Source organism: Pedobacter metabolipauper (assembly GCF_004362715.1).
Taxonomy (GTDB): Bacteria; Bacteroidota; Bacteroidia; order Sphingobacteriales; family Sphingobacteriaceae; genus Pedobacter; species Pedobacter metabolipauper.
Genome location: NZ_SNYC01000003.1, coordinates 754344 through 778658, shown reverse-complemented (window position 1 = coordinate 778658; position 24315 = coordinate 754344). Strand labels below are relative to the sequence as shown.

Sequence of the window (24315 nt, the reverse complement as noted above, 5' to 3'; positions counted from 1 at the left end):
CTAATAAATGATCGTTGGCTTAATAAAAACAACAGTAATCACCTTATTGTTGGCCTTGCTCCTGCTGCTAAACAACCATTTTAAGAAAAATATCCTGGATAATAATGGTACACCGGAGCCGCTTTCACTGCTTTCTGTACGTTCCAATCCACCCAACACGATCATATCCTCGTTCTTCGCTCTTATAATAGATTCAAATTTACTGGTCGATGTGGGTGGCGGTGCATTTAATGGCGGATCTCCAATAAAGTCAGAGATATTTACCTTAATATTCATCGTAACCTGGTCATCACCGGAAACAACCGGCTTAATGTTTATCTCCAGGTTCGCGTCCACAGCGGTAAACTGTTCCGTCACCACTGTTTGTGTAGTCAGTGAAGGAATTACATTTTGAGTTCTCGTACTGTAATACCTCGTGCTTCCAATGCTTAAATTAGCAACGTGTCCGTTTAAGGTAGACAATTTAGGAACCGACCGGATCTCTACATTGCTGTTATTCTCCAAAGCACTTAACCGTACATAGAAATTGGGCGTAACCCGTCCAATATTAATGGAATTGTTTTTGCCCAGCCTACCAAGAAAATCATTGATAGAACCTGCGCCAAACGTATAATCCAATCCGGGCAGCAAGGTTCCGCCAGTCTTAACACTGTCGGATACACCAGCAGATATACCGGTCTTAACCGCATGCCCCTTACGAATATCAATCAGTGTAACCTCAATCAAGACCATGGGTACTAATTTATCCAGCTCTTTAATGTAATCTGCAATTTCATTGATCTGCGGAGATGAACCGGATAACAAGATGGTATTCTGCTCCCTGAATTCTTTGATCTCTACGCCCCTTCTCCAATCGGCAGGGATCATATTTTGAATCGTATCGATAGACCTGTTCTGCAAATGAACGAGTTTATGTGCCCGCAACCCTTCAATCTTACGGTCGCCGATCATATAAACCCCATTTTCTATCCGGTACGTATATTCTGTACCTTGAAATATTGAGGTTAACAAATTATCAAAAGGGATATCATTCACCCTTGATGTAATATTTCCCTTAATATCGGAATATAAAAAGTAACTCGCATTGATCTCCTGTGCTGCATTTTTTACCAGGTCGGCAATAGGAACACCTACCGCATCAACACTGATTAGTTTCTGTCCCTGTAAAATCCGGTTAGAGATCCTGAAATTGCCAGGAGCAGAATTGCCTGCCACATTTAAGGGCTTTGGATTTCTGCGGATTGCCGTATTTTTATCACTGTTGATGTACAGCTCTTCCCCATCCGCCAATGCTTCAAAAACAAATACATTGTCATTGGTCTTAACCAGTTTCAAATCATTGGCATAGGCCAGTTTCTCTAATGCTGTTTCAAAGGGCGCATCTGATAAAAAAGCCGTTACCTTTTTATTAAGCAACGCGAAAGGAACGATCACATTTTTACCGGATATGGTGGTGATCTTTTTAGCTACCAGCCCTAGTGTATCTCCATTCAATGATACACTTAAGGTATTGTTTGGTGCATTATAACTTGCATTAATATCTTTGGGTATAATGACAGGTCTGCTTTCCAGTACACGCGTTACTGACATGATCGAGCCGATCAGGTTGATGTCAAGCCCATATTCCCTGGCCAGAAAAACCAGGACATTCAGTGCCGTTTCATTCGTAAAATTATTAAAGACCTTAAAACTCAGATTTGGATCAATATTAATGTTCAGGTTATTGGACTGGGCAAGTGCCCTTAAAAACTCCTGGGCTGATGCATTGGATAAGCTGATCTGAACTTTTTGGTTCAACCCGGGAACAGTAATGGCCAGGTTTCTCAAACGTTCTTCTACAAGCCGGATCCGCTCTGTTGAATTTTGTGTTTGCGCGCAAACAGGTGTGATCTGTATAAAGATAAAGCTTAAAAAGAGTAAGCATGCGAGCGCGCATTTATGGACAGGTAGAGCGTTCATTAATTAATAAATAACAGTGGATAGATTTCGTCTATTGTGGTATTACCGGAGGCAAAAAGAGCGAAAGCATTTTCTGCTAAGCTTTTAATTCCGCGGGCTTCTAACAAGGGGTTAATATACATATTGCCCTGCTTTATTTCAACAGTTAATTCCTGATCTAAGGGAATAACTTCATAAACGGCTTTACGACCGCTATAGCCCGTATAATAGCACTTTTCACAGCCCTTAGCCAGGTAATGTTTTTGAATTGGGGCAAATGGTTTAAACTGTTTAGGGTATAAATTGTCCTGAAATTCTGATTCTTCCTTACAGTTTTCACATAAAAGGCGGATTAGCCGCTGTGCAACTGAAGTATTCAGGGTATTGGCAACTAAGAAAGATGGGATGCCCATATCCATTAATCGGGATACCGTTCCCCAAGCAGAATTGGTGTGGACGGTAGACAATACCAGGTGACCGGTTAAGGCTGCCCGGATCGCCATGTTCGCCGTTTCCGGATCACGGATCTCTCCAACCATAATAACATCCGGATCCTGCCTTAAGAACGTCCGTAATGCAGAAGCAAAGGTTAAACCTATGCTTTCCTTTAACTGAACCTGGTTAATTCCCTGTAGTGTATACTCAATGGGATCTTCAATGGTCAGTATATTCCGGGTTTCCTTATTCAGGTATTTCAGTGTAGCATACAGGGTGGTTGTTTTCCCGGATCCGGTTGGTCCACTGATCAGGATAATTCCATTTGGCCGTTTAACACCCTGCAGGTAATTCGCCAGGTCGAAATCTGAAAAACCAACATGGTTTAAATCAATGTTTGCTGCATTGTTATTCAGCAAACGCAATACCACCTTTTCCCCATGAAGGGTAGGCAAAACCGATACCCGGATGTCAAACTGTTCCTCCCCATTTTTAAAGTTGATCCGGCCATCCTGCGGAAGCCGCTTTTCGGCGATATCCAGGTTCGCCATGATCTTGATCTTATTGATCAGTGCCGGGTATTCAGTACGCTTAAGTATATAACGTTCTACCATCATGCCATCAATACGGATCCTTACGCGGCAGCGTTCCTCATAGATCTCAATGTGAATGTCACTGCTCTTTAAACTGCGGGCTTCCCGGATCAGGTCATTCAAAAATCCTTCACCTTCAATTGCCGAAACCATATTTTGAAACTGATGCTGGCCATTGTCTTTCAAATAATGCTTATTCAGCAGCATGCTGATCAACGCAGCAGACTGGGTTTCTAAAGTAACGCTTTTACCGAGTACAATTTCCAGTTCATCACCTAACTGAAGCACATCAATACCTTCATCACATAGCAAAACAAGAGCCGATGTACTGAGCTGCTTTGGCAAAACCCGGTAATGCCAGGCCTGCTCCTTGCTGATGGCGTGGATAAATGCAGGATCAAAAGTAAATCCAGTTGTCGGCATAGAGGGTCAGTTTAGGTGAAATGTAATCGATGATCAGGAACAAGGCTAAAATTGCGGCTTGCAGGCCGGCAAGCGGAATGTGTTTGTCCGTCTTTTTACTTAGCGATGTTTTGAGCACCACATAAGTTAAAACCAGGATTAAACTTAAAATATAATAGATCACATAGTTAACAGGAGATAAGTAAAAGGCAGCAGTAAGTAAAAAGAGTATATCTCCCCATCCCAGGTAGCCATTGGCGATATTAACAGGCTTTTTATGTTTAATTAAAAAATAGATCCACAATATGAACAGCTGCACCAGTAAGAAACTTATACAATACGCAGCATCTGAAACAGTTTGCTGTGTATCGGTAAGCCTATACTTTAGAATAACAAATACAACAGCTAATAAAGGAAAACAGACCCAGTATACTGCCCGGTAAATCATATCCTGATAAAAAATAAATAACAGCCCTGCTAAAGCCGTGACTTGTAAAATGATCATTAGTCCGCCACCACTTCTTTCAGATTCCTGTCCTGATCAATTTCCCAAACATTAAAAGTACCGTCGCCATCAAAGTCGGCAATGGCAGTCGCCCGCCCTAAAAATGCGGTATTGGTAGCTGTTATAATTTCAATCTTATAATTGGCTTTCCCATCTTTACCATCGGATGTCAGTTTCTCCTGGATAAAGCCAACCTCGGCCAGATCTGAACTGTATTTGGATTTTTCATAAAAATAGCTCTTCTCAAGCTTGGAAAGATACTCAAGCTGTACTTTAGCTTCTGTGCTCTTTGCCTTGGTAATCAATGGTAATAAATTTGGTAAAGCCAGTAAAACCAGGATCCCAATAATAACCAGTACAACCAATATTTCAGTAAGGGTATATGCGCTGACTTTTCTCTTTAATAACTGAGCGTTCATCTCTATCAATTTAATCCTCTAAAATAAGACATTCTATACATAACCTTTTAACTATTATCAATTATTTTAACGTTAAAAGCTATTGCTCATTTGGAACATGGGTAAATACATCGCAATGAGTATCACCCCAACCACCAAACCCAAAAATATAATGATCAGAGGCTCCATTAAACTGCTGATGGTATTGGTCCGGTACTCTACCTCTTCTGTATATTGAGAAGCAATCTTTTCAAAGAAATAGTCCATGCGGTTCACCTCCTCACCCACTTTAATGAGCTGGATCATTTTAGCCGGATAGAATGGAAAGGCTGAAAGACTTTTATGTAAGGATTCACCATGCAGAATATCCTGCTCTACCTTTAACAGGGAAGTCTCTACCGGATAATAATTGATCATTTGCCGAACCAATGCAATAGACCTCAGCAAGGGTGTATCTGTACTTACCAGCAGCCGCATGGTATTGGCAAACCTGGCCAGGTAGATCTTTTTAACCAGGTCGCCCACAACAGGTATCTTTAAGATCAGCTGAGCGGATGCCTTTCTAAACCACTCAGACTTTCGCTGAAAGGCATAGATCGCGATCAATGCAGCAACAAATAAGATCAGAAAAAGAAAGTAGCGGTCAAACCAACCCGAGAAGCTAATGATCATTCCGGTAATCCAGGGCAGCTTACCGCCAAAACGCAGAAAGACATCGGCAAACATCGGAACAACAAATTTGATCATAAAGAATACCGCACCTAAGGAAGAGATCAAAACAATGGCCGGATACGTTACGGCACTCACTATTTTTCTACGTTGCTGGATCTTACTCTTATAATATTTGGCAAGATCAGTCAATACCTCTCCCAGCTTACCGGTTTCTTCACCAATCCGGATGCTGTAAAATTCATAATCACTAAAGCGGTCGGTTACCTTTAAAGATTCAGACAACGAGAGTCCGGATAGGATCCGCTGGCGGATCCCTTCAAACAGCACTTTATCTTTTTCGTTATCCTGATCTACGAGGATCAGCTCCAGAGAGGTCCTTAGATCAATACCAGAAAGCAATAACGTACTCAGTTCCACGTATAAACTCTCTTTCTTTTTGTCTGGCACCTGCTTGCTGCCAAAGCTAATGTCGGTATTTAAAAAAGCAAGCAGATCTTTCGGGTTGCCTTTTACGGGCTGCTTTTTTTTCTGGTAGCGGGAAACGTCTATTGAAGGCATAATCAGTTGAATAAATCCTGTGCGCTATAACTTTTATGGTATTGCAGTGGTATTAAGATCCCGTCGACTAAGGTAGTAAAATTAAACTGGTCAACGGATGTTCCGTTATCAGGTGATTGCCCTTCAAACAAAAAGACAGGGGCATTGATTTGAAGTTTAAAGGTGTCTGCATGTAAGGCGAACTGATCGCGGACGACATAATCCTTGTTGAAGCTATAGCTGATCGTTCCCTGTTCCATTTGAAATGCCAGGCCATCATCGGCTTTTAGAATGTTGCGGGCATTTACGAAATCCTGCTTCAGGAGTTTATCAACGGTAGTGAAAAGCGCGATCTTCTCCTGTTTTTTATCAAAGTTACGGTAGGTACCGCTAATAATCTGGTATGCAGTAAATGTAATACCAATACAGATCCCGGCAATGAGCATAGAGATGGTTACCTCCATAATGGTAAAGGCGGGGATCTTTTTATTCAGCTGCATCCCCGGTACGTTTAACAATCCTCTTCTCTTTAACTATTTCCTTGCCTTCTGCAGATGCAGTAACGGTAATCAGCAGCAGCCCCGGGAAATTTTCATAAGGAACAACCCGCTTCTGCAATACGATCTGTTCGGCATTCGTTGTCGCATCAGACCAGTTGTTCTGATCAATACTTTCCAGAATGATCGCAGATGCTAAAGCTTTACCTTGTTGTTGTTGTATAGAAGGTGCATACCGGATCACATCGGTATAAATGCCAATGCCAATTACAAAGACCACCATAATGATCACCATGGCCACAATTACCTCAATTAAGGTAGACGCCCGTACCTGACTGGTTTTTAATGAAGCCATTTTAAGATTTTTTGTTCTTGTTTTTCTCTCTTAAAGATCGTAGAACTAAGGTAATATTTGCTCAATATTTTCCTGTTGAGCACCAGATCGATCAGATAATTTTCATAAAGCGTTTGCGGGGTTTGCAGCATAAAACGCTTGGCAGATACCTTACCCTGAATGGTGATGTCGCGTTCAAGTTTGATGTAACCCGTAGCATATATCTCCCCGTTAACCAGGCAGTTTTTTCCTAAGGAAACCATCGTTTGCAGGTCGCTCCGTTTATTTTCATAGCTCAGTAAGATCCCGGAGAATTTACTTCCTTCACCCAGACTCACTTTAGACTGCATTTTACCATCTTCCGGTTTAAAAACGCCGGCAAAGGACGGGTATTCAAACACACAATCCTTGCCAATGGCGATGGAGTCTGTTGCAAACAGCTGGCAGGAACCTTTAAAACCAGATTCTACAACTATGGCAGGTGCATACACCTGAACGTCTTCCAGCCTGGTATCCGCATTGATGTTGATGGTGGTATCAGAGATCAGGATGATCTTTCCGCTCACTTTAACGGCTCCTATTTTCTGAAGATCAGCAAGGTGATAGATCAGTTCTTTGTTTTGAAAGGAGTTCGAAACGGAATCTTTGATGTTAAAATCCAGTCCACCGGAAGAATCCAGGTACAGACGTATTTTTTTAATGGCAGTCTCATCCAATGGCGGCAGATCCCTCCCGCTGTCGGAGATTGTTCCATAGATCATTTCTTTGCCCAGGTAAGGCGTTCCGTCTACATAAGCCTGTTTCAATCCGGCTTTGGGCAATTGTCCGTTTCCGGTAATTGTTGTTTTACCGCTTACTGATATGGGGCGGTCTTCATCGGCCAGATAAATTGCATTTTGATCTGTAAAAATAGTGCCGCTGAAGAAAGACCGTTTAATCGTATCTTTCAATTCAAACGTTTTTAATGCAAACTGGTCAAAAACGCCCCATTTGGTTTTGCTGAGGATTACACTGTCTTTCTCATCACCATACAGATCAAGGATAAGTTCTTCATCATACTTTGTAAAGCCTTCCGAGAGCATGATAGCAGTACCTGACTGTACATTTTCCAGCAGCTTGTCCATTCGGGCTTTTTTCTGAACCTCCAGCCGGTAATAAAAAGCGACGGTGAGCAAAGATGCGGAGATCACTGCAATGAGTAACGAAATGACGATAACAATGTATAGCGCAGCTGCTTTAACCATAGGGTTAGAAGATGTCCCTGATAAATTTAGGCAGGAATGATTTATGTTCTTTTACCTTTCCCTTTTTATAATAGATCACCCTGATACTGTCGCCCTCCACTATCGTTTGTTTACCCTGAAGCAGGTTGTTGCAGTATTTGCCGGTTTCAATGGTTCTTCCTGTAGAATCGTATTTGGAGTAGTTGCCGCTCTTTTTCCCTTTGCGCCAGGAATAGCTATCAAGTAGTATTCCCTGTTCATTCCATAAGTTCCAAATGTCATTTTTTAATCCGGCTTTAAATTTACCAGATACTTTTAAGTTTTTGTTCTGGTGAAAATCTTTGTAATCTCCATTCAATAGAGAACCACTATAGCCACCCTGGGTCATGTTGATCTGATTGGATGAATACCAGTAATAGTATTTATCATCGTATATTTTCTGTTTTTTTACCGGCTCAATAAAAGTAACTTCAGTATGGTCCGGATGGGTAATCATTACCTTATGGGTCAATAGATCTTTGGTTGCAAATTGCCCAAAAACGGTACTGCACACCAGTATGTTCGCGATTAAAACGATATAGAAGCGTAAATTGAATTTGATCATTGTTTAATGTATTTCTGCTGACCCTGCCAGCTTACCAATATTGAATCTTTCTTATTTTTTAACAGCTTAAGACCGTCAAAGGTTCCACCCTCTTCAATCATATGCTCTCTGCCGTTTACAATGACAATAGAAACCAGTTTCTTTGTGGTTGGGTTAACGATGTAACCCGAATATTTGATGCTGCTCCAATCCACCATTCCCGGCATTGGCGGTGGGTTAAAGTTGCTGGCCGATGGAGTAGCTGCCTTGACCACTGGTTCAGGTGCTGCATAATTTTTATCCAAAAATGGATCTCTATAGTTCACTGCCAGTTTAAACGTGTCATTATTAACAAGGAATTGATCATAAGGCTCGCGCTCAATTTTGGCTGTATTGTTTTTTATGGTATAATCCTCTTCCGGCTCATTGAAAAATATACGATACAGCACAATTCCCCAAACCGCTGCCACGGCACAAATCAATAGATAGGTAAGCTTTTTATTCTTAACCGGCTCCATGACTATTGAATTGAAAAACCTCTTATTTTGCTAAATGTTCCTGCATTTCCAGCTTCGTCAATGGCTCTTACCTGCCAGGTTACACTTTCGCCGCTTTTACCTTCTGTAAATACATAGCTTAACCCGGTTACTGTTACCGGAAAAGTAGGACTATAAATTGACGTGCCATCACTTTTAAAAATATAAAGCTGGTATTTTTTAGCATCAGCAGTTGCTTCCCAGCTTAGGGTGGGATTTCTGGCGACAGACTGTTGATCGGTTGGCGAAGCAGGAAAAACCTCTCCCGGAGGCGTTTTGTCGAAAGTAATGGTTTGGATCACCGACCATTTGGACTCCATTGTTGCATTCTCCGCTTTAACCCGCCAGCGATATACTTTATCTTTGGTAAATGCCACGGTATATTCCAGGTTGGGCGTGGTTTTGTCTAAAAACAGCACATTGCCATCTTCAAAGTTTGCCGTATCAATTTGGATGCGGTATTTATCGGCACCAAATAGCTTAAGCCAGGAAAATACCGTGCTGGATTGATTGGTCACCAATCTATTGGCTGGAGATTGCAATTGGATCTGCTGTTCTTCAATGGTACTTGGCTGAATGACAAAAGAAGCTGTTTTGTATGGCGACTGACTGCTTCCATTCTCTGCGCGGATACGCCATTCATAATTTCCTGGATCTAGGGTATAGTTGAATTTGTTGGTCTTAATTACGGTATCCAGGATTAAGCGTGATGTGTTCACGAAATTTGGTGCAACTACTTGCAGGCGGTATTGTAAGGCATCTTCAACCTCTTCCCACCAGAATGTCTGGCTGTATTGGTTGCTTTCAGACGCGTTTGCCGGAGCAAGTAACACGACCTCTCTTTTTTCAATATTAGGTTCAATAAATTCACTACAGCCAAGCAGGGAGAATAAGAAAAGTGCTGCAGCTGTTGGGATTGTATTTTTGAGGTTTATCATAGAGCGCATATAGCAAATAAATATGGGCTAATTTAAACAAATTAACGGTTAAAATATAAAGGGAAGAATTATTCTTCCCTTTATATTTTAACCGTTAATCAGTAATGTTACGAGCTATATTCAATTATTCCAGTTTTGACAATTTAAAATACATTTACTTTGGTCCATTTTCTAAGTGAATGGTATTAGTAGACTGTAAATTTCTGAGATAATTTTGTCTCCAGGCATCAGCAGCTAATCTATTAATTGTATATGGATTTACTATCTCATTCCTTTCGATTAATACTTCTTCAGCTAATTCAAACCATTCAACATCAATATCAACTTTCTTTCTTGAAGTGAAATCATAAACTAGGTTTTCTGATTGTATATTTAAATATTTTCTAATTACTTCCTTTGATAAGGACTGAAGTTTATATACGATTGAACTGCTTTCAATTTTATCTAATATACCTGGTTGACTCAAGAATCTCTGTTCTGTAATTTTAATTGCAGTAATGAAACTTTCAATAGAGTCATCGTTATAATTCCACCAAACATCACTTGTATTCCCGTCTTCATTCTTTAAAAGCATCTTCCGTTCATCTCTCGTCAAGAAATGTCCAATTCTTTTGTAACAATCCCTAGGAATATCACCCCATAAAGCTGCCCAGATTGTTGTTTTTGAAAGATAAAAAGATGCAGTAAACCTAGCTTCGTAAAGATTAGATATTGTAAATCCCAATGTTAAAAACAGATCATTTTCCAATAATTTAGCAAATAAGCCGTCTGCGCCAATAAACTTATCTTTCATTTCCTGATAACCAAGTTTATTCAATTCATCTTTTGTCTCTTTTATTAACTTTGCTTTACTTAATTTCATAACTATTTTTTTGTTTTAGGACCTATATAGCTTGGAGAATTAGGTTGCCATTTTGCACTTGTAGGATCATATAAGAAAACTTCAGTTTTGTAATTATTCTTCTTCATTAACAGATCTCGTTTTTCTGCTGATTTCTTTCCTGATTCAGTATCTGGTTTAATGATACCAACAGTCCCATCTGGAAGAACTACATCTTTACGAACTTTTCTATCCTCTAATTGAATTGTAACTTCAACTTCCGTATCTGGATTTGCTTCTTTCAACTCCTTCTGGATTTGACGATGTGCTTCTTGACCAATTTCTGCTGTTCCTCGTAATTTTTCATTTTTAGTTGGAGACTCTCCAGCATCACTTGATTCACTATGAAGAGTATCCCACAAATATACAGCACTCCCACCTATTAAACCACCAACTACAATTCCTCCACCTACAATCCATCCTGCTGGTGCACCAACAACTGTGCTCGTTCCGGCCAATGCTACTGTACCTCCAGCAGCTAGAGCTCCGCCAATTATTCCACCTGCAGTTGTTCCAGCTAGTTGCTTAAGCTCTTTTTTAGTAGGTTTATCAAGTGGCATCATTCCATCTGGATCTATAAATCTAATAGGATTACTAAACGCATAATTATAAGGACTATGCCTTCTCATCTTCTCCGCCAACGGATCAATCACATTCCACCTGCCAATCGCCGGGTCATAGAACCTAGCCCCGTAATCTAACTGGTCCAAACCAAGTTCTGCCTGTTTCTCTTTCCCATTATACTTATACTGATTATTGGGACTTGGAGTAACTGTATTATTCGCATTCATCTCCATCCCAAAAGCATAGTAATCCTGAACCTGGATAATATCCCCATTCTGTTTTACTGTGGCCCTTATATTTCCCAAATGATCTTTCAGCATATATTCATAACTGTAAGTAGTACCCGGAACTGCCCTGCCATCCTCAGTTTGAATAAACTCTATTACTCCATTATTATATTCTATGCCACCGATGTAGTCACGGGTATTGCCACCAGATACTTTCTTAAGTTTTCTCCCGGACCCATCATAAACATAATTTATCGATTCATTGGTACTGGCTTTACTCACAGTTTGCGGGAGATTCAAGTAATTGTAAGCAATACTGATCCCCTTTCTGCTGTCTGTTTTCTGGTTTCCATTTACATCATAGGTGTAGGAACTGGTTTGAGCAGCAGTACCCGCATCTGTAACCGTCTTTAGTTGGTTTCCTTTTATACCTGTAACGAATTCATAATTATAACTGAAATTATTTAAATAAACGGTACTGGAAACTACATTCTTACGTTTTAACGAACTGATGTTGCCCATCACGTCATAAGCCAGTTCCTCATTAAATTTATCAACTGTTCCAGAGGTTGTATATCCTGCTTTTTTTAAGCGGTTAAGCTTATCGTAATCATAAACGAAACTTTGAAGCTGTTGAGTAAGCCCCAATCCTGCCGGAACTTTGGTCTGCCAGCTGATTGACCCTATATTTCCGTTATAAGCGTCTGCTTTATTGGCATAGCTGAGTTCCATAGCAAAAACACTATTGGCAGTAATATTTAGAGGGTCATTGATCTTACTCATCCAGCCACGTTCATTGTATGCATAAGTACTGTTTTGTATGAAGTTAGTACCATTATCGGTACTATGCAAACCTTTTTTCAATAACTGTCCAATTTCATTATAATCCAGTTTGTTCAATATGACTTCAGCCTGGTTATTGATGCGTTCAAACGTAATTTTCTTTCGTCCCGTATGATCATATTCGTACCTGTTCGCTATTGAAGTAACGGCAGATCCATTTCTGTGCTCCCTAGTACTGGCAGTCAGCTCCCCGGCAAAATTGTAGGTATTGGTAATCTCGTCATAGTTGGCGATATTAACCGCTCCAGAAATATAGTGCTGCTGGTAAACCTTAGCAATCCTGCCTTCTTCATCGTAATAATTAACCGTCCAAAGGTAATCTGCAGCAGTTCCAATTACTTTTACTTTAGTAGCTGTGAGCAGTCCCTTGGTTTTGGTACTGTAATTTGCAGACTGGTTATAAGGAAGGTTAAGGATGTTGTAATCGTCGTAATAATTGATGGCATAATAGTCGCCAATACTTCCCTGCGGAATTGCATTGTTGCTTGAACCGGTTACCGCATTGCTATAATCTTTATCTTCTGATTGACCCACACTTTCTGCAATACTTTGAAACTGTGTCCTGTAATTGGTATTTGCCTGGTTACTATGTAAATCATCTATATAGCGTCCGCTTAAAATCACACGTCCCAAAGCATCGTATTTGGAGAAATTCCATTCCTGAGGACTTTTTGCGCGCTGTAAAGGATCCTGGATCATAACCACTTGATCCAGTTTATTATATACCATTAACTCCCAATCTTTGCCAGGAATTCGTTTTTCAATCACCCTGCCCCTGCCATCGTACCGGTATTGATAACAAAAATTATCCAATGCAGTTTGAACCGGAACTGTCAAAGCATCGGGATTGGCACCCGGAGGGAGCACAAAGCTCAGGTTCCCCAGATCATCGTAAACATAATAGGTAGAAAGCACTTCTATCGTATTTGTAGGTGTCTTATTAAAAAGTCTTTTAAGGACTACCCTCCCTTCTTTATCGGTATATTGCTCGATAGTGCCTGCCTTAACATCCCCAGTTACCCAGTTTTCATCTTTACTGATATTAAGCGTCAGTTGATTGGCTGCATAATGACCAGTGCCAGAAAGTGTCCTTTTATATTCTTCGCCAACTGTAGTAACAGGAACAGCAGAATAAAGGCGGACGGCAAAACCCGTAGTTGCATAACCCGTTAAGGTATTGTTGGTACCATAAACGATTTTCAGAGTATGTCCTGCAGAAAGCTGCCAGGATGTACCCGGTGCTCCTTGTTCCAATACCCGGTTTAAAGGAGATGCCTCAAATACTGTTTGGCTAAAAGCATACGAAGTTTGTACTACGCCGGCTGTAGGTGCAGCAAAGAAAGTTGCCTGGTTACCAATTGCATTTGTCTTGTAACTTCCATTGTTACTGTTTTGATCTGCATAAGGCAGATACTTGATAGCCTCTCTTCCAAATGCATCATATGCAAATGGCTGAACCAGATCCTTAAAACCCGGACTTGCCTGTACATTTACCGTTTGTGTCGGGCGACCCAAACCATCAAAGTAGCTAACTACCTGGTTAACTTCACAAGTTGCACGGGGAGTACTTAGATTTAAACTGTTTACCCCCGGAACTTTATATACATTGGTCAATACATAATTCTGATTGCTGCTAAAACTAACGGGAATTAGCTCGCACCCTGGGCCAATAAAAATATGTACGTTATTTCCTGCAGGAATGTGAAAACCTGGTAGTAGTGTTATGCTTCCGGGTGCCTTAATTTCAGTTTGTCCAGTATAGGCAGACAAACTGATATTTTGAGAATATCCTTGAATTGAACCAAGCAGTAAAGACCCGGTTATAATTGTTTTCAATACAATTTTACGTATTAATAATTCATTTTTCATCACCGGGAGCTTATGGTTTATAATGGTAAGTGTAACTTTTTATGACATTCAGGTTTTGATCTTTAATACTTTTTAATCGTTGAAATTCATCATATTCATAATAGGTAGTCAGACCTTTTGCATCCGTCATACTTGTCATACCAAGTAGCGGAGTATAGGTATAAGTAGTCATTTGAGCATCTGCTGGAAACAATTGAACATCATCAATAATACCAGATCCTGATAATTGAACAGATGTAACTCCTGTAACCTGGTGTGTAAAATGGTACCAACCATTTGTTAATGTGCCGCTAACAGCACTTCCAACCGTTCCAGAAATGGCAAATGGTGTTGCATTTTGAGTTTTATAACTAACAATATACTTTCTTCCACTCGTTAATCCGGATTTGTTCATTGAACCACTCGTTAACTGATAAACCTTATTCCCACTAGCTGCAGTCGATAAAATAGGGACTCCTGTGTAATTCCAATTGCCTTTTCCTTCAGCTTCAAAAGAGGTATATGCTATATCTTCATAAACAGCGTTCAAAGCTTTCGCTATAGGGTATGCTGCTGCATAGTCCCAAATGATGGATTCAGATTGCCCCGCGAATCTTTTCTGTTGGACCAGGTTATTGTTAATAAATGCAGTGTTGTATTTTTCAAAAATGATCTCAGGCCTATAATTGGTATTTTTACTAAAAGTGGTTGCATTTGCTTGAATTCCCTGATAATTGAGAATTGGACTTGAAGGTAAATTAAGGCTGAAAACGGTATCTACGAGTGGTAGATCAGATCTGTACGAATAATAATTAGCAGCCGTTAATAACTTGCTTTCATTCGCCAGCGTTTTATAAGTAAACTCTTCAATAACAGGACTGATAAAATTTAATTCCAGAAGATTTCTTATGCTCGTACTTTTTAAGTTTGTGGCGCCAGTAACTGTATAATCAGTGGGATATTTAATAACAGAAGCCATGATCTTACCATCGCTTGACCTGGTTTCAATGATGGAAGGCATTAGGTTTCTATCATTGTAAGTATATGTTTTTATATTTTCAACAAAACTTGTTCCGGTATAAGTTTTTTCCGTTGTTTTTTTTAAGTGTACAAAATCTGAATAGGTCGGATATTCTTCCCATCCGGCATATACAGCTCCGAGAAAGCTCATGTCCTCTCCAGGCATTTCAACAGGACTGCCGTCATACATATAAACTCCGCGGATACCTTTAACTGTTTTTCGGACTATAAGGTCTGTATTATATTCACTATTCATGGAATAAACAAGTTCATTTTGTGATCCATTTTTCTTAAAGATCTTTTTCTCAAGTTCTAATCCCCTTAGCCATTGAAAACTTACAGGTTCACTTACCTCATAATCACTGTGTTGCTCATCGTCATACTGACTAAAATTAGTATACTTGTATTGTGTATAACCATTGGAATCATCTTCTCCATTTAGTTCAATCACATTGCTGTAACCTACTCCTTTACCATTTTCGCTAACCAGAGGATATGTTGATTGAGCATATCTTTTAATACATGGTAAAATAGTTTGAGCATTTAGATTCTCAGTATAACCTATGCCTCTTATATAAGTTGGATAAAAATGACTTTCTCCGCTTGTTAGTAGAGGATTGTCCTCTTTATTGTATTTATAAGTTTTGGTGCCAATAATTGTATTATTTGAGTCAAAATTCTTAATCTTATAAATTCTCAATCCCCCAACATTCTTATTTGTATTTTCAACTTCAGCTAGGTTATAACATTCAGGCCAGATCATAGTAGCCTGAAAAATAGCATAAGAAGAACTATAAGGATTAGTAGTACAATCCAATATCAATTTGTAATTACCATTTGGCAAAAGAAATGTATTTGGCTCCATGCTTCCAACATCTTTATCTCCTCCAAGCTGAAATAGAATATCTTCAACATTTGTATCTGTATTTACAAGTTTTATCTGGGCAACTATACCAGGAAACCCAGATGGAACCTCAATGGTTTCTAAACCTGACTTAGAGAGCGTAACGTAACTTCCATTAGAAGTTGAACATGTAGATAAAAGTGTAAAGTTTATCTCTGAGTAATTACTTTCGATTGCCAACGAAACACCATCAGCTTTAGAAGGCATAGGAGCGTTAAGAGAATTTGAGGTATTATTCTCAAATTCAAAAGTAGTATATCCACCAGTTGGATAGGTCAATTTTTGTATGATACCCGCTTGTGAACTGGAAGGCGAAGCCTCCCGGTTTCCTCCAGGCAATTGTTCGTTAGTATAGGGGCCACTAAAATTTAAAGGAGGATAAAGGTATAGATTAGGTTGCCCATTAAAATAGCCCCAATGATCCTGGGACCTTGATAATCTTGAAGGTAAGGTAATGTCGCTATAATCAATTCTATGAGATAGAGGAGTTGACGAACTGCCTATACTTGGATATTCATCAACCGATAGAAGCTTTAGACGGCGATTTAAAGCATCTAATGAATTATTGCAATTGAGATTCCCAGCATTGTATCCCGGAGCATAAAAGTAATCGTAATTTAATCTAATATCTTTGGTAACATTGTTATCTGTATTTAAAACTTTTATTGATGTTAACCCAAGATCACCCAGTACGTCACATCGCGACAATGCATAGTTAAATAAAATTTGTCCCTGGTTGGAAATGATATTTTTTAACCGCTTAAGTGTATGATATGTATCTTGTTTAGATTCCGCGCTTGCCTGAAAAGCTAATCCTTTATAATGTACGTCTGTACTAAGTGTAGCATAAGTGACGTTAAAAGTCTCATAGTTAAAAGTGACGTATACATTTGAAGCAGGATCAAAGATGCTCGTTAAATACCAACTGTTAGCTGTCGTCAAACTTTGATTTTCTCCCCGGGTACTAAATTCCTGATCACCAAAACTATAAACCAATCCGTTTTCATCTGTGATCGTGAAACTAGATAAGCTTTCAGATTGATAATTGAATTCAATTTTTAGTTTAGTATAAGGAATACTCAAAAACTTAGCTTGTTTTTGATCGTACATAAACTTACCCGAAAAAGAGCCGAAATTAAAATAAAATATATCGGCCTGAGCGTCTAAATGTGAACCTACTATGCTTTTAAGCATAGTATTAACTGCCGGGCCTTGACTTGAATTATTAATTTTATTGAGCATACTGTCCACAGTAACATTTGTCGTTAAAAAACTCATTCCGCCTGGAGGTGTTATTTCATCTGGCATACCTTTAATTGATCGGGTAATTACGCCACCGCTATTTAAAGCCCATCCAAGTCCTACTGAAGACGCCATTTCTTCTACTTTAATTCCACCTGCGTGATACGAAAGTCCAATGGGTAATTTTATACGGCCAATGTTAAGTTCATAAATTGGAATGTTAATACTTGGTGTGCCGGTATAAAAACCAACAGGATGTTCACCAAATTTACCTAATGACGCGGCATTAGGGGGAACCTGATTTATTTTGTATAGTTCTGATCGTTTTAGTGCTTGCGCGGAGAGCTCTGTAACATTCGATATGCAAATCAATGCAACTGAGAGGATGAGAATATTTTTAATTTTTTGTATCATTTATGTATGTATCAAAATTGAGGTATACTATTTCTGTTTTTATTCGAATCAATTACCTGAAGTAACTTCTTTGCTTTCAATTGACTTAACACGTTTCTCTAAACTAATGATATAAAGTGTAAGCTCTTCTATCTTCTTTAATAGCTTCGCGTTCATGTCTCCCAGGTCAACACCGTTAGTCTTTATTTCCTCGGCAGACGGAATGCCTGGTAAATGACCATTTTGTTTAATGTGTTTCTCAATTTCTAAGAGTGAAGGCAATTGGTAATCATTTGCAAATACATAATCAGGCCAATTCGCAGTTTCTACTTTGATCTCGTGAGCTCTGATCTTTCCATTCACAGATAGTGCTTCCTGAGGATTCAAGGTGCCAATACCGACAAATCCATTTCCGTCAATAACAATATCTTCACCATAGTACCATTGTTTGCCAGTTCCAAGTTTGTCGTAGTGTCTTCTTGTTCCTAAGATCATTTTACCTGTAGCATTCGCATTTATATTAGAACCTGCAACTGTAATTATCCTGGCTTGTCCCCAACTATTTGTACCGTCAGTGTTGGCTGGAATGGCAAACTCTATTTGTGCACCTGAGGTGCTTGAACGTGATCCAGTATTTGCGGCAATAATTAAACCCGTGCCTGAAAGAATATATGGTGCATCTAAGAATATGCCTGGACCTGAGACATGTAAAACACCTTGGGGACTTGTGGTTCCAATTCCAACATTTCCTGCATTAAGCGGTATACTATTTTGAGAATACCCAGTCGAACACAGTAAAACTAGGTTCATTAGCAATAAGATTTGTTTCATAATTTATTTATTATAAAATTTTTCTGACATTTTTAACACAAGGGCTTTAAGCGCTGCGCTCTCCTTCTCCTGAGTAGAGATTCTCTTTTCCTGATCAATAGCATGAAGTGTCAATTCTTCTATTTTTTTAAGAAGCTTCGCATTCATCTCACCAAGGTCAATTCCGTTATCTTTAACTTCCTCTGCGTTTGGAATACCAGGCAAATGACCGTTGTCTTTAATAAATTCTGCTGTTTGTTGAAGCGTTGGAAGTTGATAGTCCTTAACAAAAACATAATCAGGCCAGTTAGTACTCTCTACTTTAATTTCCTTTGCACGAATATTTCCATTAACAGCTAATCTATAACTTCCAGGAGTTGTAGTTCCTATACCAATATTCCCAAGTGCTGTTCCGTCAAACTTTGTCCCAAGGATCGTGTTCCCATCTAAAGATTTAATGATGTCGAGATCACCTCCTGCTGCATTTACACCGACACCGTTCCCATATTGGTATACCCCTCTTAGCGTCCAGTTCCTGGCGCCAGAGGCTCCGGAAACGCCTAAGCTCATGATGTTAAAAACATTTTTATCCGGAAATGTAGACTGATCCAAAATAGCTTTGATATTCCCACCAACAACAAGCTTTTGATCTGGGGCTGTCGTTCCGAATCCAATATTTCCATAACCATTTATTGTCATGCCGTTAACATCGGTTCCATCTATTCTAACTACATTTAATCTGATTTCCTGTTCCAGCAATCTCATATAAGAAGCGCCTTTAGAAGTATTAATTCTCAGGATACCCGGACTGTTGGAGACATTATTGCCAATTCCCGTACCTGTCCAGGTGGCACCAGGCTCACTGGCCCATAATCTTAAATCAGCACTATTTAACGGATCAGGATGCCCATAATGAAGACCGAAGCTAGTGGTCTGATGATCACCAGAAACATAAAGTAAAGTTGGAGGAGTTACAGTTCCTATTCCGACAGGACCATTTGCCGGAAACGTATTTGTAGCTTGTGCAAATACCCCATGAGTTAAAAAGATTAGTGCTGCAAGTATATAAAGATGCTTCATATTATTTGATTTTAGATTTTAGCATTTCGATTTCCTTCTTCATTTCAATCATATGCAAAGTCATTTCTTCCATTTTTTCAAGAAGCTTCGCATTCATCTGCCCCAAGTCAATCCCATTATCTTTAACTTCTGTTGCAGTAGGAATACCAGGCAGATGGCCTTTTTCCTTAATGAATTTTTCTGTTTCCAGAAGTGTAGGGAGCTGATAGTCTTTGACAAAGACATAATCCGGCCAGTTGATATTTTCAACTTTGATTTCCCTAGCCCAGATTTTCCCATTTATAGAAAGCTTTTCAGTTGTGTTAGACGTTCCGATACCAACATTTCTTGTTGCAGCACTGATTACAAACAATTTATCATATTGTGTATTATCATAAAAATTTGAAATTGTGAAGTCACTTTCTGTAGAAGTAGAATATCCCAAAGCCCAAGCACCATTATATTGCCCAAGAACAGGATCTGTTTTTGCAAATCGTAATCCAGACCAGCCTGTTGGCGCGACAAATTACGACCCCTTCGCCAAAAGCGTCATCTCCATTACTAAATAACTTTAAGTTATTCTGCATTTTGGTCTTTCCTATAATATGTAGTGCTGATGTGGGGCTTGTTGTACCAACACCAACATTTCCACTTGTAGGAAAAGTATTTTGAGCGATGGAAGCCTTAAATAATAAAGTGAGCATTATAAGTACATAAAGTTTTTTCATATTATTTGATCTTAGATTTTAAGTAATCAATTTCTTTTTGATGATTCTTATCCTTTATTTCAATATCTTTTTTCATTTCAATCATATACATCGTCAGTTCTTCTATTTTCTTTAAAAGTTTTGCGCTCATTTCCCCCAGATCTATCCCATTAGCCTTTACTTCTTCTGCCGTTGGAATTCCTGGTAAATGCCCTTTCAGTTTAATATGTTCTTCTGTTTCCTGAAGTGTAGGCAATTGGTAATCCTTGCCAAATACATAGTCCGGCCAGTTTGCACTCTCAACTTTAATTTCCAGTGCACGAATCTTGCCGTTCACAGATAATTTATTACCGCGTGAATTTTCGGTTCCTATGCATATATCTCCTGCAGCATTGATATACAAAGAGCTGCTTCCCAATGCTACATTGTGAAAATACAGATCTAATGTTCCATTCCCATGCGAATCAGTACCTATCTCCCACTGATTTTGATAAGAAGTACCATTTGTGCTTTTACCGTAAAATAAGATTGCACTACTTCTGGATCCACCTAACACAGAATTTGTATTCCCTAAGGCAATTCGATTTCTATAGTCTGATCCAAAAAAATCAGCACCAGCCTCAATGTTAGAATTTGAGAATGTCCCAGTCCCAAGCACACTTAATTTAGCCAAAGGCAATGAAGTACCTAAGCCTAACTTACCATTGTTCTCTAGTAAAATTTTGCTCCAGGCTGTAGTAGCGTTGTTATTCGTTTTTCTGAAATATAGTTCCTGGTCAAAAAAACTACCCGAAAATTGCATGGCAAAATTATTAGTGGTATTGGTATGTCTGATATCCAGCAAGTGCCACCAGCTGGTAGCATTTGTGGGATAGTTTATAGGGCTTGCAGTTTGAAAAAAGCCCGACTTTGCACCAGCAGCCCCAACGGCCCCTGCATCACTTCGCTCTTCTGTTCTGGAATCATTCTCACCCCATACCTGGGCATTAGCAAATGGCGAAGAAGCAGACAGCAATAATAAAATTATTAATTTTTTAGCATTCATAATGATGGGATTAGAATTGTTTTATTTTTTTAGTAAGAACTTTAAAGCTTCTTCCAGTTTAGAAATGCGATCTTCCTGACTGGTATTTAATTTTTCCTGGCGCTTCAGATCTTTGTCCTTCTCAATCAGATGCAGAGTAAGTTCTTCTACTTTCTTTAGCAGTAATTTGTTCATATCACCAAGGTCTACCCCATTTAGCTCTGCTTCATGTGCAGAAGGTATCTCTGGAAGGTGTTTGTGATCGTTAATGTAATTTTCAAGTTCAGTAAGCGGAGTAATTTTATATTCCTTCTCAAATACATAATCTGGCCAATTCGCCGTCTCTACCTTAATCTCATGGGCCCTGATCTTTCCATTCACAGAAAGTTTTTCTAGAGGAGTTACAGTTCCAATGCCTACATTGCCTGCTTTTATAGTTAAATAAGTATCACCATTGTCTCCCCAGGATTGTATATTTTTTAATGGATCACGCTCCCACCATGTTTTTGTATCGAGCCTTGGATTTGCAAAAGAAGCATCTACCGATATACCATTGTGTAGGCTAATTGTGGTCCAATCGTTCCCAGCTGCGTTTCTAACGAGCCATTTATTTTCAAAAAATTGGTTGGATGTTCCTGCAAGACCACCCGTTGAAGTTATTAAACTGGTATTATTCAGTGTCGCGCCTAGTCCTATTTCTCTGTATACGGTTAATTTAGCGTTTGAAGTAGGGAGACCGATTCCAACATTGCCATTTGCAGTAATTCTTAAACGCTCTGTACTGGTAAGATCAAATGAAGTAGTGTGAAATGCTAAACCGACAGCTCTATTAAATCCAGCACTACCGTCTTCACTAACCGCATAAATACCTCCGGTTTTGGATTGATCCAATGTACCGATATCGTTCCTACCCCAAAATTGTATTCCCCATTTATAACCTGTGCCATTGTATGTTCCCGGAGTACTCCCTTGATAAGGTACTTGAATTAACATCAAATTATCAATTGTTGAAGAAGTGCTCGTAGGATCGCCAAATACATTATTCTTTAGAATATGGAATTTAACTAAAGGAGTTGTAGTGTTTGCGCCTATATTTCCAGTTCCTGAAATTGTATTTTGAGAATAAGCAATATTACATGTAATTGAGGCTAGCAGTAATAAAAATTTTCTTTTCATTAGAGGTTATTTTGATTTATCTTTTAGTAATTCCATTTCCTTCTTCATTTCAATCATATACATAGTTAACTCTTCTATTTTCTTTAAGAGTTTGGCATTCATCTCTCCCAGATCTATTCCATTAGCCTTTACTTCTTCAGCAGAAGGAATACCAGGCAGATGCCCATTTTTATTAATGTACTTTTCTGTTTCCTGAAGTGTTGCCAGTTTATAATTTGCATCAAACACATAATCCGGCCAGGCATTCTGTAGTTTCACCTTAATCGATTCAGCGATCATATTTCCAGCGACAGCCAACTTATATCCTTTAGTATCTGTTGTACCTACACCCATGTTCCCTACAGTTGTCAACCCGCCATCAACATGAAACCTTGTGAAATAATCATTTGGGCCACCTCCATACGGGTTTGGATTTCTTGCAGAATATTGCCCCGCACTTTCCAGATACAGCACATTAGACCCATCTCCGGCAAGCCTGAATTGAGGCCCTCCACTACCATACCTGTGAAATGCAAGAGTGGGTGATGTATTTATTGCGGCTCCACTAGTATTAACTATTTCAATACTATTTGTGACTAATGATGCATCGGCCCAGGTATAGCCAGCCATTGCATGGCTTCCATAACTAAACCAAGCCTGCCCATTTGTATTACTGTTACCTCCTATATCTAGTTTATACAGCGGGTTAGTATTGCCAATACCAACATTGCCTTCTAGAGGATTAATCAATAAAGGTCCTCCCCATTGTTGTAAGTTATAACTATGTGTTCCAATAACAGCTTTTCCGCCATATCCAACGCCAATAACCAAACGGTCGGTTGCATTATCATTACCACCAAAATCTGCTGCAATCCACCCACCAGTAAGATTCGGATCATTCCCGGTATTAAAAGAGTTAAATGAACTTCTGCTATTTGTAGAGAACAGCGATAATCCCGTCCTTATTCTGTCTGTACGGATCGCTCCAACCACATCGAGCTTTTCTGCTGGCGTTGTGGTTCCAACTCCAACATTACCATTCGCAGGAAATGTATTAGTAGTTTGAGCAGATGCTCCTGTGCCAATAAATAGTGTTAATGCTACAATTACCCTTTTCGTGTGGTTCATATTATTTGTTTTTATTACCTGTTATTTCTTTTACCTGAATAATTAATTTTTGAATGATCAACTTCTGTTCATGGAGATCTTCCTTAATCCGTTTATCTTCTTCCTCTTTTTCGATTAGGTGTAAGGTTAACTCTTCAATCTTCTGAAGGAGCCTGGCATTCATTTCACCCAAATCAATTCCATCAGTATTAACTTCTTGCGCCGATGGTATACCCGGAAGGTGCCCGTATTTTTTAATATAAGTTTGTGTCTCCAGAAGCGTAGGCAGCTGGTAGGTCTTCTCAAAAACGTAATCCGGCCAATTTGCTGTTTCCACTTTGATCTCATGGGCTCTGATCTTTCCATTAACAGATAATTTTTCCCTTGGTGTAATAGTACCTATTCCAACATTTCCATTGAAATAAATACTGGAAGAGAATATAAGTTCTTCTGTTAACTCTAAGAAAGGAATATTGGTCGGCGGGTTGACTAACGTGAAATTTTTTGTCCACGAACCGCCGGTAGCCGTAAGTACAAGATTAGCGAACTGGCCTGTAAAAACAGGCAAAATAGTATACAGATCCCATGTACTCCGATCGACCTGTATAATTCTAACTGCAGACACAACTTTCATTCTGCCTGTATTATAAAACGAACCTGTACCGTAAAAGCCATTGTAACTATCTACATCATTACTGGTTCTGAAACGAATGACACAATCACCCAATTGATTCAATGTTGCATTATATCCTTCTGCAGCGGTAATTTTGATGATCGCATCTGCCCCATGCTGAGGTAAAGACAAGGTGCCCAACTTATACCAGGCAGAGGTACCCGAGGAATTCCCTAAATTATATACTTGAGCCCAGCTAAAGCCAATAGAAAATAGCATAATAGAAATAAAAAGAGAAAGGGATTTCAATTGAAATTTGTTCATGAGA

At 39.2% G+C, this 24315-nt stretch carries 22 protein-coding genes; all 22 read right to left on the bottom strand.

From position 1 onward, the window contains the following. The gene (locus ATK78_RS03360) at positions 1-1959 is read right to left on the bottom strand and encodes a type II secretion system protein GspD (RefSeq protein ID WP_133574637.1); all 1959 of its coding nucleotides are present in this window, start codon (positions 1957-1959) and stop codon (positions 1-3) included. Beyond that, positions 1959-3389, bottom strand: coding sequence for a GspE/PulE family protein (locus ATK78_RS03355; protein WP_133574636.1), 1431 nt, complete (start codon positions 3387-3389; stop codon positions 1959-1961). Before ATK78_RS03355 ends, ATK78_RS03360 begins: the two co-directional genes overlap by 1 nt. Next, entirely contained in the window at positions 3364-3816 is a 453-nt protein-coding gene (locus ATK78_RS03350; protein WP_208112289.1) for a hypothetical protein, read from the bottom strand. The genes ATK78_RS03355 and ATK78_RS03350 overlap by 26 nt, the downstream gene beginning before the upstream one ends. 56 nt (positions 3817-3872) lie before the next feature. Then, entirely contained in the window at positions 3873-4292 is a 420-nt protein-coding gene (locus ATK78_RS03345) for a type IV pilin protein (RefSeq protein ID WP_133574634.1), read from the bottom strand. A gap of 72 nt (positions 4293-4364) precedes the next feature. Next, positions 4365-5501 carry a type II secretion system F family protein gene (locus tag ATK78_RS03340; RefSeq protein WP_133574633.1) on the bottom strand — a complete coding sequence of 379 codons (1137 nt, stop codon included), beginning with the start codon at positions 5499-5501 and terminating at the stop codon, positions 4365-4367. A gap of 2 nt (positions 5502-5503) precedes the next feature. Then, complete coding sequence (locus ATK78_RS03335; RefSeq protein WP_133574632.1) at positions 5504-5980, bottom strand: hypothetical protein; 477 nt, start codon at positions 5978-5980, stop codon at positions 5504-5506. Continuing rightward, positions 5967-6332, bottom strand: coding sequence for a type II secretion system protein (locus ATK78_RS03330; RefSeq protein WP_133574631.1), 366 nt, complete (start codon positions 6330-6332; stop codon positions 5967-5969). Before ATK78_RS03330 ends, ATK78_RS03335 begins: the two co-directional genes overlap by 14 nt. Further along, positions 6320-7555 (bottom strand): hypothetical protein, encoded by a 1236-nt coding sequence (locus ATK78_RS03325; protein ID WP_133574630.1) that lies wholly within the window; start codon positions 7553-7555, stop codon positions 6320-6322. Before ATK78_RS03325 ends, ATK78_RS03330 begins: the two co-directional genes overlap by 13 nt. A gap of 4 nt (positions 7556-7559) precedes the next feature. Continuing rightward, positions 7560-8138 (bottom strand): toxin-antitoxin system YwqK family antitoxin, encoded by a 579-nt coding sequence (locus ATK78_RS03320; protein ID WP_133574629.1) that lies wholly within the window; start codon positions 8136-8138, stop codon positions 7560-7562. Beyond that, positions 8135-8635 carry a hypothetical protein gene (locus tag ATK78_RS03315; protein WP_133574628.1) on the bottom strand — a complete coding sequence of 167 codons (501 nt, stop codon included), beginning with the start codon at positions 8633-8635 and terminating at the stop codon, positions 8135-8137. Before ATK78_RS03315 ends, ATK78_RS03320 begins: the two co-directional genes overlap by 4 nt. 2 nt (positions 8636-8637) lie before the next feature. After that, positions 8638-9591, bottom strand: a complete 954-nt coding sequence (locus ATK78_RS03310) for a fibronectin type III domain-containing protein (RefSeq protein WP_133574627.1) — start codon at positions 9589-9591, stop codon at positions 8638-8640. A 154-nt stretch (positions 9592-9745) separates the two neighbouring features. Continuing rightward, positions 9746-10453, bottom strand: coding sequence for a hypothetical protein (locus ATK78_RS03305; RefSeq protein WP_133574626.1), 708 nt, complete (start codon positions 10451-10453; stop codon positions 9746-9748). A 2-nt stretch (positions 10454-10455) separates the two neighbouring features. Next, positions 10456-13974, bottom strand: a complete 3519-nt coding sequence (locus tag ATK78_RS03300; protein WP_133574625.1) for a DUF6443 domain-containing protein — start codon at positions 13972-13974, stop codon at positions 10456-10458. A gap of 10 nt (positions 13975-13984) precedes the next feature. Next, positions 13985-17533, bottom strand: coding sequence for a hypothetical protein (locus ATK78_RS03295; protein WP_133574624.1), 3549 nt, complete (start codon positions 17531-17533; stop codon positions 13985-13987). A gap of 48 nt (positions 17534-17581) precedes the next feature. Further along, positions 17582-18343, bottom strand: a complete 762-nt coding sequence (locus ATK78_RS03290; protein ID WP_133574623.1) for a hypothetical protein — start codon at positions 18341-18343, stop codon at positions 17582-17584. A gap of 3 nt (positions 18344-18346) precedes the next feature. Continuing rightward, the gene (locus ATK78_RS03285) at positions 18347-19402 is read right to left on the bottom strand and encodes a hypothetical protein (RefSeq protein ID WP_133574622.1); all 1056 of its coding nucleotides are present in this window, start codon (positions 19400-19402) and stop codon (positions 18347-18349) included. Between the two features lies 1 nt (position 19403). Then, positions 19404-19826: a hypothetical protein gene (locus ATK78_RS03280; protein WP_133574621.1), complete on the bottom strand. Its 423-nt coding sequence runs from the start codon at positions 19824-19826 to the stop codon at positions 19404-19406. Positions 19827-19839: 13 nt separating this feature from the next. Continuing rightward, complete coding sequence (locus ATK78_RS03275; RefSeq protein WP_133574620.1) at positions 19840-20109, bottom strand: hypothetical protein; 270 nt, start codon at positions 20107-20109, stop codon at positions 19840-19842. A gap of 1 nt (position 20110) precedes the next feature. After that, the gene (locus ATK78_RS03270; RefSeq protein ID WP_243732424.1) at positions 20111-21133 is read right to left on the bottom strand and encodes a hypothetical protein; all 1023 of its coding nucleotides are present in this window, start codon (positions 21131-21133) and stop codon (positions 20111-20113) included. Between the two features lie 21 nt (positions 21134-21154). After that, positions 21155-22105 (bottom strand): hypothetical protein, encoded by a 951-nt coding sequence (locus tag ATK78_RS22855; RefSeq protein ID WP_208112288.1) that lies wholly within the window; start codon positions 22103-22105, stop codon positions 21155-21157. A gap of 189 nt (positions 22106-22294) precedes the next feature. Then, positions 22295-23395 (bottom strand): hypothetical protein, encoded by a 1101-nt coding sequence (locus ATK78_RS03260; RefSeq protein WP_133574619.1) that lies wholly within the window; start codon positions 23393-23395, stop codon positions 22295-22297. Position 23396: 1 nt separating this feature from the next. Beyond that, complete coding sequence (locus tag ATK78_RS03255) at positions 23397-24311, bottom strand: hypothetical protein (RefSeq protein ID WP_133574618.1); 915 nt, start codon at positions 24309-24311, stop codon at positions 23397-23399. Between the last annotated feature and the right edge of the window lie 4 nt (positions 24312-24315).

What these genes read in the sequence shown, in the direction of transcription:
- ATK78_RS03290 (WP_133574623.1), bottom strand. Translation starts at nt 18,343, where the DNA reads ATGAAACAAATCTTATTGCTAATGAACCTAGTTTTACTGTGTTCGACT.
- ATK78_RS03330 (WP_133574631.1), bottom strand. Translation starts at nt 6,332, where the DNA reads ATGGCTTCATTAAAAACCAGTCAGGTACGGGCGTCTACCTTAATTGAG.
- ATK78_RS03320 (WP_133574629.1), bottom strand. Translation starts at nt 8,138, where the DNA reads ATGATCAAATTCAATTTACGCTTCTATATCGTTTTAATCGCGAACATA.
- ATK78_RS03255 (WP_133574618.1), bottom strand. Translation starts at nt 24,311, where the DNA reads ATGAACAAATTTCAATTGAAATCCCTTTCTCTTTTTATTTCTATTATG.
- ATK78_RS03285 (WP_133574622.1), bottom strand. Translation starts at nt 19,402, where the DNA reads ATGAAGCATCTTTATATACTTGCAGCACTAATCTTTTTAACTCATGGG.
- ATK78_RS03335 (WP_133574632.1), bottom strand. Translation starts at nt 5,980, where the DNA reads ATGCAGCTGAATAAAAAGATCCCCGCCTTTACCATTATGGAGGTAACC.
- ATK78_RS22855 (WP_208112288.1), bottom strand. Translation starts at nt 22,105, where the DNA reads ATGTTAATTCAAGTACCTTATCAAGGGAGTACTCCGGGAACATACAAT.
- ATK78_RS03300 (WP_133574625.1), bottom strand. Translation starts at nt 13,974, where the DNA reads ATGAAAAATGAATTATTAATACGTAAAATTGTATTGAAAACAATTATA.
- ATK78_RS03270 (WP_243732424.1), bottom strand. Translation starts at nt 21,133, where the DNA reads ATGAATGCTAAAAAATTAATAATTTTATTATTGCTGTCTGCTTCTTCG.
- ATK78_RS03355 (WP_133574636.1), bottom strand. Translation starts at nt 3,389, where the DNA reads ATGCCGACAACTGGATTTACTTTTGATCCTGCATTTATCCACGCCATC.
- ATK78_RS03260 (WP_133574619.1), bottom strand. Translation starts at nt 23,395, where the DNA reads ATGAACCACACGAAAAGGGTAATTGTAGCATTAACACTATTTATTGGC.
- ATK78_RS03325 (WP_133574630.1), bottom strand. Translation starts at nt 7,555, where the DNA reads ATGGTTAAAGCAGCTGCGCTATACATTGTTATCGTCATTTCGTTACTC.
- ATK78_RS03310 (WP_133574627.1), bottom strand. Translation starts at nt 9,591, where the DNA reads ATGATAAACCTCAAAAATACAATCCCAACAGCTGCAGCACTTTTCTTA.
- ATK78_RS03345 (WP_133574634.1), bottom strand. Translation starts at nt 4,292, where the DNA reads ATGAACGCTCAGTTATTAAAGAGAAAAGTCAGCGCATATACCCTTACT.
- ATK78_RS03275 (WP_133574620.1), bottom strand. Translation starts at nt 20,109, where the DNA reads ATGAAAAAACTTTATGTACTTATAATGCTCACTTTATTATTTAAGGCT.
- ATK78_RS03340 (WP_133574633.1), bottom strand. Translation starts at nt 5,501, where the DNA reads ATGCCTTCAATAGACGTTTCCCGCTACCAGAAAAAAAAGCAGCCCGTA.
- ATK78_RS03315 (WP_133574628.1), bottom strand. Translation starts at nt 8,635, where the DNA reads ATGGAGCCGGTTAAGAATAAAAAGCTTACCTATCTATTGATTTGTGCC.
- ATK78_RS03360 (WP_133574637.1), bottom strand. Translation starts at nt 1,959, where the DNA reads ATGAACGCTCTACCTGTCCATAAATGCGCGCTCGCATGCTTACTCTTT.
- ATK78_RS03350 (WP_208112289.1), bottom strand. Translation starts at nt 3,816, where the DNA reads ATGATTTACCGGGCAGTATACTGGGTCTGTTTTCCTTTATTAGCTGTT.
- ATK78_RS03305 (WP_133574626.1), bottom strand. Translation starts at nt 10,453, where the DNA reads ATGAAATTAAGTAAAGCAAAGTTAATAAAAGAGACAAAAGATGAATTG.
- ATK78_RS03295 (WP_133574624.1), bottom strand. Translation starts at nt 17,533, where the DNA reads ATGATACAAAAAATTAAAAATATTCTCATCCTCTCAGTTGCATTGATT.